Source organism: Sutcliffiella sp. NC1, from assembly GCF_027594365.1.
Lineage (GTDB): Bacteria > Bacillota > Bacilli > Bacillales > Bacillaceae_I > Sutcliffiella > Sutcliffiella cohnii.
In genome coordinates this window covers 3266762-3278923 of the sequence record NZ_CP115153.1, presented here as the reverse complement: position 1 = coordinate 3278923, position 12162 = coordinate 3266762, and the positions used below count along the sequence as shown (strand labels likewise).

Below are 12162 nucleotides of genomic sequence, written 5' to 3'. Positions count from 1 at the left end.
ACAATTTCCTTCTACTATCACCTATACAATGTGTATGAATAGAATACTTCTATAACGAGAGTATTTTTTGTGAAAAGGGTGAAGGAGAATTGAATAAATTAAATCCTGAAAAACTTACTGTGCAATGGCGAAATGAAGTGACGGTTACTGAACCGATAATAGGTAGACGATATACATTAACCCATTCTGATGAAACGGGTGAACTTTTTCTAACAATTGGGAAAAAGTATGCGTATGAAAAAATAACAGAAATGAGAGACGAAGTTTTAGCAGAGTGGAGACATCTAAATGGAAAACTATATCTTTTCGTTTTTGTGTATGTCGGAAACTATGGACCGGAACAAACTGCTATTCGAAATACAATCTTTCGACGCGAGTTACCGTTAGCATTAGAGGCAATAATGTATGGTGATAAAGAGTTTTTTTATGTATACCCTACATTACAGCAATCCCCAATCTATATCCATTTTGATTCACCGCTAGAGGCATACCATACGGTTGAAATTTGGGGAATGGTAAAAAATTATATGTAATCTAGTAAAAAGCGCATTTGCGTAATTGAAAAACTTTCCACTCTTCTTTAGTATGTATATAGGGACAACTGTTTTTTATAGGAGGAACATAGTTTGAAGATTACATTTTTAGGTACAGGTTCAGGTGTGCCGGCGAAGCATCGTAATGTCTCATCATTAGCATTACATTTAATGAATAAAGAAGGTGCAATTTGGTTGTTTGATTGTGGAGAAGCAACTCAACACCAAATTTTACATACATCCATTAAGCCGAGGAAAATTGAAAAAATATTTATTTCTCACCTGCACGGTGATCATATTTTTGGTTTGCCTGGGTTGTTAGGAAGTCGATCATTTCAAGGTGGGGAAAGCCCATTACATATATATGGACCTACTGGGACGAAAGAGTATGTAGAAACTTCTCTTCGTATTAGTGGTACACATTTAAAATATGATTTAACTATTCAAGAATTTAGCTCTGACTGCTTACTATTAGAAGGTAGTGAGTTTACAGTACAGATTGTAGAGCTAATCCATGGAATTCCTTCTTACGGATTTCGAATTATGCAAAAAGACTTTCCAGCTCCTCTTTTAATGGACCGAATTAAAGAAGCAAATATAAAAGCGGGTCCCATTTTAGGGGAAATAAAGGCAGGAAAAGTTGTCACATTACCAGATGGAAGAATTGTAAACGGGAAGGACTTTTTAGGGGAACCGAAAAAAGGGAAAATCGTTACAATACTTGGAGATACCCGTTTTACAGATAAAGCAATCAGTTTAGCACAATATGCAAATACACTTGTTCATGAAGCAACTTTTGCGAAGGAAGACGAGCTGTTAGCACATGAATATTTTCATTCGACAACTGAACAAGCAGCGACGGTTGCAAAAGAAGCAAACGTTGAACAACTCTTGCTTAACCATATTAGTTCTCGATACCAAAAAGAAGCGGTTCAGCAACTAGAATTAGAAGCAAGGGAGATTTTTCCGTCTACATACATCGTAGAAGACTTATCCTCCTTTGATATTCCTTAAAACGAAACTGGGTGATAAGTATGAAATGGTGGATAAAAACATGTATTCTATTAGTAATTTTAGTATTAATTATCATGTTTGAACGGGAACAATCTCTAGCGGGTGTCATCTTCTTCTTTGGAGTGTTTTTCACTTTTTATTTCAGCGTGCCTATTATGAAGGTGCAACGTCTAACGTATTTTTTATTAGCCTCCATCACGTTTTGCGCACATATCCTTTTCTTTTCCGAGACAAATATTTTTCTATTTTTAATTTATTACTTTTTATTAATCGATGTGGCGATTAGTTCTGCAAAAGAGGAAGAGTGGAAAATTCAACTATTGATTGTAGCTCCTTCCCTTTTATATCCATTTTTTTATCGGTTGGATACTTTCTTTCTTTTTCACCTATGCATAACTGGACTTATTTTTATGTCAGCTTATCTTCTACACCAACTTTCAAAACAAAAACTGGAACGAGATAAAGAATGGAAAACGCTCTTAGTAGAATATAGAAAAGTGAAAAGGCAAGTAGTAGAGCATGAAAAAGAAGCTAGATTGCAAGAAAGAACAAGAATTGCAAGGGATATTCATGACTCTGTAGGACATCAACTAACAGCACTAATGATGCAACTTGCTGTAGCGGAGCATCAAGTGACAACAAAAGAAGTGAAGGTTTTAATAGGTCAATCAAAAGATCTCGCTTCAAGTAGTTTGGAAGAAATGAGAAAAGCTGTGAAAACACTGAAAGAAGATACGAATAAAGGAATGGCATCTGTTATTCATTTAATTAGAAAGTTAGAAGCAGAAAGTCATATACGAGTTGCACTAACTACTAAAACTGGTGTTCTATCTACCAATCTATCTAATGAGCAAAATGTTGTACTGTATCGGTTTGTTCAAGAAGGATTAACAAATGCAATGAGACATGCTCACTCTCGAGAGATAAATGTAACAATGGAACTAGCTGGAAATCATACGTTTATGATGACGATGGAAAACGCCATTCATGACCATAAAGAGAGACTGGAAGAAGGCTTCGGTTTATCTAATATGCGAGAAAGGTTCATGAATATTGGCGGGAACATCCAATATTATATTTTAAATGGTAAGTTTATTCTTAAAGGCACGTTTCCTCTGGAGGAGAGATTAAAATGATACATATCTTACTAGTAGAAGACCAATTGCTCGTTAGACAAGGTCTCAAGTTAATGATAGAGCAAGATGAGCAAATGACTGTGGTAGCGGAAGCTGGAAATGGGAAAGAAGCCGTTGAGCTTTATGAGAAGCATATAGTGGATGTCGTTTTAATGGATATTAGAATGCCAGAAATGAACGGATTGGAAGCAACCAAACTATTAAAAAAACAATATCCTAATGCAATCATTTTAATTTTAACTACATTTGAAGATGATGAATATGTTATGGAAGCACTAAAGCTAGGTGCTGCTGGTTTTTTACTGAAGACAGCAGATGCAAGAAAATTACGCGAATCTATCCAAACTGCTTACGAAGGTGGAATCATGATTGATGCTACTGTTGCTGCTAAAGTGGTCCCGAAACTATTCTCGAAAAACAAAATGCAAGTACAATTGGACCCTTCCCTTACATCAAGAGAAATCTCCATATTGAAACTAGTCGGAGAAGGGAAAAACAATCAAGAAATAGCCGATGCATTATTTCTTTCGATAGGAACAGTGAAAAATAATATAACTCATATGCTACAAAAATTGTATTTACGTGATCGTACCCAATTAGCTATTTATGCAATTAAATCAGGGTTGTGTGAATGAGCAAACATGGGGGAGGGGATGTATATGAACTGGTTGATGATAGGGGTTATTATTTTATCAATATTTATTGTGAATTTTGCAATACATGGAGTTTTAAGAAAAATATATAAGATAGAAAAAAAGAAAATATTCTCTTATAATCACGTAAACTCGCTTCACCGCAAACTCGATTGGATCGTGAGAATTGCGAATACAGTTGTTATTTTTATTGTTCTTTACTTTAGTGTATTTCATAACTACTCAATTAACCTTATGTTACTTGCTATGTCGGGATTTATCGTTATACAAGGTAGTATACAAGCATATTTCGAATGGAAAAAGTCAGCTACCCCTAAACATTCTATTCTTACCGTTAGTGATGTTCTGTTAGGAGTTATTATTATTACTCTACTGATCCAGTTTGATGTAATAACAAAACTAGTTTCATAAGAAGAAAAGTGCCGGTGCTAGACGTTACTTCAAGAAGGTAGTACTTAGATTTTCCAATGTAATCATTTATAAAACTAACAAAGCATCCTGACATTATTGTTGGGATGTTTTTTTATAAGATTTTTCTTCCAGTCATTCCTCCAAACCATTACTTTAGTCACTATTTCTATTAAAAGTAATGACTCTCAGTAGTACTCTGCCGTTTTCCTAACAGTTAAAATGTAATTAGAAATAATAAAGGAGCGATATTATCATGTTAGAGGCCATTCATTTAACAAAGTCTTTTAAAAAGCATGAGGCAGTTAGAGGAATAAATTTGTATTTGGAAAAGGGCGAATCGGTAGGACTGTTAGGGCCAAATGGGGCTGGGAAATCTACGACCATTTCGATGTTATCCTCTCTAGTCCAACCAACAAGCGGAGAAGTATTACTTAAAGGAGAAAGCATTGAAACACAACCACAGCATTTACGTTCCATTTTAGGGGTAGTGCCTCAAGAAATAGCTCTTTTCCAAGATTTAACAGCTTATGAAAATATGGAATTCTTCGGTCGTATTTACAACCTTTCAAAAGGAGAACTGAAAACAAAGATTGCCGAGACATTACAGCTTGTTGGATTAGAGAATAGGAAAAAAGATAAAGTGAAAACTTTTTCGGGTGGGATGAAAAGAAGATTGAACATAGCTGTTGCGCTTCTACATGAACCAGAGTTATTAATTATGGATGAGCCGACAGTTGGCATCGACCCTCAATCTCGCAATTATATTTTAGAAACCGTCAAGAGGCTAAACAAGGAAAAAGGAATGACAGTTTTATATACGAGTCATTACATGGAAGAAGTAGAGTTTCTATGTGACCGGATTTATATTATGGATCGTGGAGAGATTATTGCCTCTGGTACGAAAGAAGAAGTGCTAAATATTTTAGCATCAGAGCATGCTGTTGAAATACAGTTAGAAAATGAAAATATCGATTTTATCAATAAACTGTCCCAACATATTACAACTTCGTCTGTTACATCAAAAGAAAATCAAGTCATTATTCTTGCTCCTCGGGAAGTAAATGTTCTAGAGGATATTTTTCAAATTGCTAAAGATACAGAAGCTGTTATAAAAGGTATTCAAATAAAAACACCAACATTAGAAGATGTGTTTTTACATCTTACCGGTAGAGTTTTAAGAGATTAGGAGGTGATTTTTATATGATTAAAACACTATTGAAAAAAGATATGATACAAGTAATCCGAGATAAAAAGGAAGTTACCCTCCTATTATTTATGCCATTTCTTTTAATTACCATTTTAGGATTTGCTCTAGGAGCGGTAATGAATGAAAGTGAAGAAGTGTTAAATGTGAAAGTTGCTGTTGTTGATAATGGTGATATGGAAGCGGAAAAAGAAGAGTTGTTAACTATTTTAAAAGAAGAGGGTTTCCCAACTTCAGCTGTTGATACGATGATAACAACTGCTGAAAGTCTATCCATTCAAGATATGTTAGTAAATGAAGTGTTTGAGAGCACGACCATTTTTAAAGTGATCATGATGGAGGATGAGAAAGAAGCACTAGATTCCTCACAGTTTTCAGCTGTACTTTCTTTCCCAAAAGGATATCGTTTAGCGACATGGAAGAACATTTTTTTAAATGAAGAGGATACATTGCCATTACTTTCTTTATCATTAAATAATGCAAAAGGGTTAGAAGCTACGGTCGTTTCTAACGTTGTTGAAAGCTATATGGAACAGTTTCAATTAAATACGATAATAGGAAAGGAATTTGCGGAAACGGGTGCATTTCAAACTATTTCGATACCAAACATTGAAGGGGAGGTTGTTACATTAAAGGGGTCTCAACCAATCTCATCCTTTGAATATTATGCTGTTGGAATGAGTGTCATGTTCGTTTTGTATGTAGCTTCTTTTGTGGCAGCATATGCTCTATATGAAAAACAACAATTTGTGTTTCACCGGATTTTACTATCAAATGTATCACCGTCATTTTATATTTTTAGTAAATGGTTAACGGGGACAGTGCTATCATTTATTCAATTATGTATATTATTTGGCCTGAGTTCTCTTATCTATGGTGTACATTGGGATAATATTATTTTATTTTTGATTGTTACTTTATGTATTAGCTTTGTCGTTGGTAGTTTTTCTGTCCTGTTTACAACGTTAAATTTCCGTTTTAATACCGAAAGAGCTTCATCGCTTTTTTCTAATTTAATTGTCACCATATTAGCCCTCGTTGGGGGGAGTTTTATAAGTTGGAAAGCAATATCAGAAACGTTATGGAAAATAGGTGGCTTTACGCCAAATGGAGCTGCATTAAAGGCATATTTAGCTGTCATGCAAGAGAATAGTCAGTGGGCGGATATACAACTATACGTAGTAGTTTTATTGATAACGGCTATTGGTTTAAGTCTTTTAGCCCTTATCTTTTTTCCGAAAAGGAGTGTTGCGTAATGTATGCTATCATAAAAAATCATATTCAACATATCATTCACCAGCCATTTACTGTAATTGGAATGATTTTATTAACTATTCTTTTCGGGAGTATACTAGGATCCTCTCAGCTTCAATCAGGCTCACAAAAGATCATCCCAACCTATTCAACGGAGCTTTCCACTGAAGAATTGTTGGAGATTGTACCATTATTAAATAATACTGGAGATTATTTGCTTGAAGTAACAAGTAGAGAGAAAGTGGAAGAGCTTTTAAATGAGAATAGTATTGATCTAGCCGTCAACTTAAAAAGGGATAGTTTTACGATAACAACAGGGGCACAAACATCAGAAGTTATGTTATTAGAAGCTCACTTATATTCAAATTTAATTAAGGTATCAACTGTATTGAACGCGGCTAATCAATTAAACAAAGCACCTAATGAAATAATGAACCAATTAGAGCAGTCTAAAGCTTTATATCCGATTCAAGAAACAAGTTTTAACAAAGATGATTTTATTTACGATCAATCATTACAATCTTTATTCGGCTTCTCTTTATTTTTTGTTTTTTATACTGTTACATTTACTGTAAGTGCCATCGTTCAACAGAAAAGTGAGGGGATATGGAATCGGGTATTGCTATCGCCACTCTCTAAAATGCAAATGTATTTAGGGCATATCGTTTTCTCGTTAATGCTAGGTTATTTACAGTTATTTATTATTTTTAATGTTTTTCAGCACGGATTAGGAGTAGATTTTTACGGAGGATTTACAAAAAGTTTACTAGTTATCATTCCGTTTCTATTTGCTATAACTTCACTTGGTGTGCTAATAAGCGCTTTCGTGAAAAATCCTAGACAATTGAATGCATTAATTCCATTATTAGCTGTTAGTATGGCGATGATTGGTGGGGCTTATTGGCCGATTGAAATTGTTCAGTCAGAAATTATGATGGCACTATCAAAAGTAGTACCGTTATTTTACGGAATGGAAATGCTAAAAGGAGCAACCTATTTAAATTGGAGTTTTGACCAATTTTTATTACCTACGTCTATCCTCTTTACGTTTGGTGTTATTTGTATGGGAATTGGGTTAAATATAATGGAGAGAAAAGCAGTTTAGAGTTTTTAACGAAAATAAAACCCACGGTATTTCACCGTGGGTCTAGTCATTTATGTTCGTTTATTACACTAAACGCTCTACTTCAGCAGTTTCCATTAAGTCTACTACCATAACATTTAACTGTTGATTAATGTTGTTTTCTTCTAAATAAGCTCTAATGTCTTCTTCTAGCTCTTCAAAAGGTGGAATGTCCGCTTTTTCTTCGCTTTCTTCATTCTCACTTTCAATTTGAGCAACAGCATCATCGTAGTATGCTCTCACATCTTCATCAGATACTTCAGCAGATAATTCACCTTGAACATAGGCATCAATAGCTAATGATTTTGCTAATTGATCTTTATACGTGTCTAACGTATATGGAGTTCCTTCTAATTGCTCTAAAAATGCTTCTTCACTCTCGAAGTTTACAATTACTTCACTGTTTAAATATTCTTCCACTTCTTCGTCAGAAACTGTATAACCTTTTTCTTCAACCTCTTGCATTAACACCTCTTGTTCAATTAATGCATTCATCGTTTGTTCCATCATCATGCCTGGCTCTAATTCTTGTCCACCAAACATCATCACCGTTGTGTTATACATCATATGGAAATCACGACCGAAAATTTCCTTACCATTAACAGTTGCAACTACTTGGTCATCTTCTATATTTTCAATATCTTCTTTCGTTACAGTTGATTCTTGATTTTCATCGGTTCCTGCTTCTTCATTATTAGTATCATTGTTACATGCAGCTAAAAATAGTGCTGTAATAAAAGCAACTAATAAAACGATTAATTTCTTTTTCATGTTTATACCTCATTTCTTAATTTCAGCGTCTCTTTATTGAAACATGCTTCTAAACAGATTGCAAATGATATCTTCGTGTAAAATGAGCTGAAATATGATTCCGTCAACATTTTCGAAGTTATATTAGATTTTCATGAGAGAATTGTTACAGGTGATAAAAATTATGTTTTAGAGGCAAGGTGGTATTCATCCCGTAAATAGGAAAGATGGTTCATTTATAAATTACTAAATAACAAATTAGAGGAATTTCACAGTAGATGAAGAATGTATATTTAGAGAGAGGATGACATTTTTGATGAAACGAATTTTACTTGAAAGTTTAGAATGGGGAAAGGCATTATTAGTAGCTTTTACGATCTCTGTTTTATTGACTGTTTTTATTATGCAACCATTCACTGTGAGTGGTAGCTCGATGGAGCCAACGTTAGAGGGAAAGGATCCTTTTGATAATGAAAAAGTTGGTGATAAAGTAATGGTGTTCAAAAGCCCTTATTTACTTGGTGCAGAGCCTAATTATGGTGATGTCGTTATTATAAATAGTGATGTATTAGATACAACAACAATAAAAGATCAGTTTCTTGAAAGCCCGATAATACGTTCTATTAGTGGTGGAAATAGTGAAGGTGAGGAAACGTACTGGGTAAAGCGAGTCATCGGTAAAGCAGGAGATACGTTACAATGTAGAGATGGTATCGTGTATCGCAACGGTGAAGCACTAGAGGAAGAGTATTTAGATAGCTCTATACAAAATAATTTTGGCCCTATTACGATTGAAGAAGGGCATCTATTCGTAATGGGAGATAACCGAAATGGGAGTAAGGATAGTAGAAATATCGGTCCTGTTCCTACAGAAAATGTGCTTGGAAAAGTAGTTATGCGCTTTTATCCATTTGATAAGATTAGTTTTTTCTAAAGACTAGAGCCTTCTCGAACTTAAAAAGCAGTTGATTCCTATACGAATCAACTGCTTTTATCCTGTTTTTTATGCACGACTCAGAAAGAAAATCCTATGATACTTTCCTAGTTTAATTCTAAAGGTCGCAAACTAGCTTCTATTTCCGCTCTTTTCGATTCAAGAAATGGAGGTAGTGCTAATTTTTCGCCTAATGTTTCAATTGGTTCATCAGCATCGAATCCTGGTGTGTCAGTAGAAAGCTCAAAAAGTATACCGTTCGGCTCTCTGAAATAAAAAGCTTTGAAATAGTATCGATCTACCCGACCAGAGTTTGGTAGGCGGGTAGCTTTCAATTTTCCTACCCATCTATTATACTCCTCTTCGTTCGGAATGCGGAATGCGACATGATGAACAGAACCTCTTCCTGGTCGTTCGCGCGGTAAATCAGGTCTTGCTTCAATATGAACCTCTGCACCTGATCCCCCTTCACCTGTTGCATAAACTTCAATTGGAGCATAGTCGCCTTTTAAAGATGGATAAGAGCCAATGTGGCGGAACCCCATCACATTCGTTAAAATGGCAGCTGTAGGTAATATTTCTTTCACTGTTAAAGTGACTGGGCCAAGTCCGATGATAGCATATTTAGATGGTATATCTTCTCGTTCCCAAGGTACACCAGGTGCAACACCTTTTTCACCATTATCAGCAACTAATATTAATTTAGTGCCTTCTGAATCTTGAAAAAGTAGAGAGTCGCGACCTGCTCTTTTCACTATTTCTTCATGTTTTACCCCTATTTCTGTAAAACGCTTTTTCCAAAACATTAATGCTTCTGTATCTTTTACTCTTAACCCTGTAGAAGAAATACTAGAAACCCCTTCATACGTTCTACCAAGGCCAGCAATATCGAAAAATGTAATTTCGGTTCCAGGGTTTCCTTTCGCATCGCCATAAAAAAGGTGATAGGATTGAGTATTATCTTGATTAACGGTTTTCTTTACTAAGCGCATACCAAGTACTTTTGTAAAAAATCTATAATTTTCTTCTGCGTTAGAAGTTAATAAGGAAACATGATGAATGCCTAAAAATTGCATAATAGCTCCTCCTTTTATAGGAAAAAATAGTTAAGTAATTTATACTTTTAATATACCATAAAATTATCTCGAATTCAAGATATCTTTAAATAAGCAGGTATTTCTACAAGTACGATAGAACTATAGATAGGATTATGTTTTTAATTAAGAGGTGTATAGAGTGAAATTAGACAGTGTTTCTCAATATGTTAAATACGTTAGCTTAAAGGCTGAAAATATATACAATTACGAAAGATTTCCGCTTAATTTACCTGTTATTCGTAATTTTGAGAAGTTACGCTTTCATCCGAATGTAACTTTTATTGTAGGTGAAAACGGCATGGGGAAGTCTACTCTACTTGAAGGGGTTGCAGTAGCTCTAGGTTTTAATCCTGAAGGAGGGTCTTTGAACTTTAACTTCTCTAATTATGATTCTCATTCTAACCTACATGAATACTTAAGGATTGCAAGGGGTCCTTTTAGATCAGAGGACAGCTTTTTCTTTCGTGCCGAATCTTATTATAATGTGGCAACCCATATTGAGGAGCTAGATAGTGAACCTCAAGGAGGATCAAAAATTGTCGACTCATTTGGTGGGAAATCACTTCATCAACTTTCACACGGTGAGTCATTCTTTGCAGCATTTATGAATCGGTTTTATGGGAATGGTTTATATATTTTAGATGAGCCGGAAGCCGCACTTTCTCCGTTAAGACAGATGTCCATGCTTGCCCGTATACATGAATTAGTCAATGAAGGATCTCAGTTTATTATCTCTACTCATTCCCCTATCATAATGGGCTATCCTAATGCTAAAATAATCGAATTAACGGCAGAAGGAATGAAGGAAACAACATTGGAAGAAACAAACCACTATCAAATAATGAAACAATTTTTTGAAGACAAAGGAAGACTTTTTCATCATTTATTTAATGAAGGTTAGGTTATAAAAATAGAAAAAGCAGAGGATGCTAGAACCTCTGCTTTTTAAAAAATTTTACCTCTTACCAGCCACGATCATACTGTTTTGGTGGGTCTATCTCTACACCTAATTCTATAGCGGCTGTGCGCGGCCAATATGGGTCACGTAAAAGCTCTCTAGCTACGAAAATTAAGTCAGAACGATTGTTGCGAAGAATTTCTTCAGCTTGAAGGCCTGATGTAATTAGTCCAACTGCACCTGTGTCAATATTTGCCCCGTGTCTAATCGTTTCGGCATAACCTACTTGGTATCCTGGGTAAACGTCAATGGAAGCTGGTACTACTGCACCGGAACTTACATCGATTAAGTCTACACCTTGGTCTTTCATCCATTGAGCATACGTAACATAATCTTCCGTCGTTAAACCATCTTCGTGATAATCATGGGCAGAAACACGTACGAATAGTGGACCATCCCATACTTGCTTCACTCCATCAATAATTTCCTTTAAGAAACGATATTGATTTTCTTTCGTTCCACCATATTCATCATTTCTTTTATTGGTTAGAGGAGATAAAAATTCATTAATTAAATATCCATGTGCACCGTGTAATTCAATAATGTCAAACCCAGCTTCTTTCACACGACGCGCTCCATCTATAAACGCTTGAACCGTATCATGAATATCTTCTTTTGACATTTCTTTCGGGGTTTTCATTTTCTCGTTAAAACTAATAGCAGAAGGTGCATATATTTCACCGTCCACAGTAGCCTTTCTCCCAGCATGTGCAAGCTGTATCGATGTCTTAGAACCATAACTCTTAAGTTCCCAAACTAATTCTTTTAGTCCTTCGATATGTGCGTCATCCCATATTCCTAGGTCTTGAGCCGTTATTCTTCCTTGTGGTTGAACAGCTGTTGCCTCCAACATAATTAAGCCTACTTGCCCTACCGCTCTAGATATGTAATGTGTTTTATGAAAGTTTTGTACTTTCCCATCCTCATTATGGCTTGAATACATACACATAGGTGACATAACAATTCTATTTTTTAACGTAACATTTTTAACAGTATAAGGTGAAAAAAGTGCAGTTTTTTGCATCTGAATTTTATCCCTCCAAAATTATTATTTCGTGTAGCTAAATTATAACAAATGAAACGCGATACTTAAAA

General features: G+C 35.1%; 13 protein-coding genes. 10 read left to right on the top strand and 3 right to left on the bottom strand.

Annotated features, from left to right (window positions below):
* Positions 1–89: 89 nt before the first annotated feature.
* From O1A01_RS17150 to O1A01_RS17115, 8 genes are all read left to right on the top strand, one after another.
* The gene (locus O1A01_RS17150) at positions 90–533 is read left to right on the top strand and encodes a staygreen family protein (protein ID WP_270064562.1); all 444 of its coding nucleotides are present in this window, start codon (positions 90–92) and stop codon (positions 531–533) included.
* Between the two features lie 93 nt (positions 534–626).
* Positions 627–1547, top strand: coding sequence for a ribonuclease Z (gene rnz / locus O1A01_RS17145; protein ID WP_270064561.1), 921 nt, complete (start codon positions 627–629; stop codon positions 1545–1547).
* 20 nt (positions 1548–1567) lie between these two features.
* The gene (locus tag O1A01_RS17140; protein WP_270064560.1) at positions 1568–2683 is read left to right on the top strand and encodes a sensor histidine kinase; all 1116 of its coding nucleotides are present in this window, start codon (positions 1568–1570) and stop codon (positions 2681–2683) included.
* Positions 2680–3318, top strand: coding sequence for a response regulator transcription factor (locus tag O1A01_RS17135; RefSeq protein WP_066413064.1), 639 nt, complete (start codon positions 2680–2682; stop codon positions 3316–3318). Before O1A01_RS17140 ends, O1A01_RS17135 begins: the two co-directional genes overlap by 4 nt.
* A gap of 24 nt (positions 3319–3342) precedes the next feature.
* Complete coding sequence (locus O1A01_RS17130; RefSeq protein ID WP_270064559.1) at positions 3343–3747, top strand: DUF4181 domain-containing protein; 405 nt, start codon at positions 3343–3345, stop codon at positions 3745–3747.
* Positions 3748–4000: 253 nt separating this feature from the next.
* Positions 4001–4933: an ABC transporter ATP-binding protein gene (locus O1A01_RS17125; RefSeq protein WP_270064558.1), complete on the top strand. Its 933-nt coding sequence runs from the start codon at positions 4001–4003 to the stop codon at positions 4931–4933.
* Positions 4934–4947: 14 nt separating this feature from the next.
* Positions 4948–6207: an ABC transporter permease gene (locus tag O1A01_RS17120; RefSeq protein WP_270064557.1), complete on the top strand. Its 1260-nt coding sequence runs from the start codon at positions 4948–4950 to the stop codon at positions 6205–6207.
* On the top strand, positions 6207–7310 hold the full coding sequence (locus tag O1A01_RS17115) for an ABC transporter permease (RefSeq protein WP_270064556.1): 1104 nt from the start codon (positions 6207–6209) through the stop codon (positions 7308–7310). Before O1A01_RS17120 ends, O1A01_RS17115 begins: the two co-directional genes overlap by 1 nt.
* Before the next feature lie 63 nt (positions 7311–7373).
* Here O1A01_RS17115 and O1A01_RS17110 read toward each other — a convergent pair whose 3' ends face one another.
* On the bottom strand, positions 7374–8099 hold the full coding sequence (locus O1A01_RS17110; protein ID WP_066413079.1) for a SurA N-terminal domain-containing protein: 726 nt from the start codon (positions 8097–8099) through the stop codon (positions 7374–7376).
* Between the two features lie 295 nt (positions 8100–8394).
* Between O1A01_RS17110 and lepB the strand changes: the two genes are divergently transcribed.
* The gene (gene lepB, locus O1A01_RS17105) at positions 8395–9012 is read left to right on the top strand and encodes a signal peptidase I (RefSeq protein ID WP_066413081.1); all 618 of its coding nucleotides are present in this window, start codon (positions 8395–8397) and stop codon (positions 9010–9012) included.
* Between the two features lie 107 nt (positions 9013–9119).
* Here lepB and O1A01_RS17100 read toward each other — a convergent pair whose 3' ends face one another.
* Positions 9120–10088, bottom strand: coding sequence for a ring-cleaving dioxygenase (locus tag O1A01_RS17100; RefSeq protein WP_270064555.1), 969 nt, complete (start codon positions 10086–10088; stop codon positions 9120–9122).
* 160 nt (positions 10089–10248) lie between these two features.
* Here O1A01_RS17100 and O1A01_RS17095 point away from each other — a divergent pair, with 160 nt between their 5' ends.
* Complete coding sequence (locus tag O1A01_RS17095; protein ID WP_270064554.1) at positions 10249–11010, top strand: AAA family ATPase; 762 nt, start codon at positions 10249–10251, stop codon at positions 11008–11010.
* A 61-nt stretch (positions 11011–11071) separates the two neighbouring features.
* Here the strand turns inward: O1A01_RS17095 and namA are convergent, their stop codons facing one another.
* The gene (namA, locus tag O1A01_RS17090) at positions 11072–12091 is read right to left on the bottom strand and encodes an NADPH dehydrogenase NamA (RefSeq protein WP_270064553.1); all 1020 of its coding nucleotides are present in this window, start codon (positions 12089–12091) and stop codon (positions 11072–11074) included.
* Positions 12092–12162: the final 71 nt, after the last annotated feature.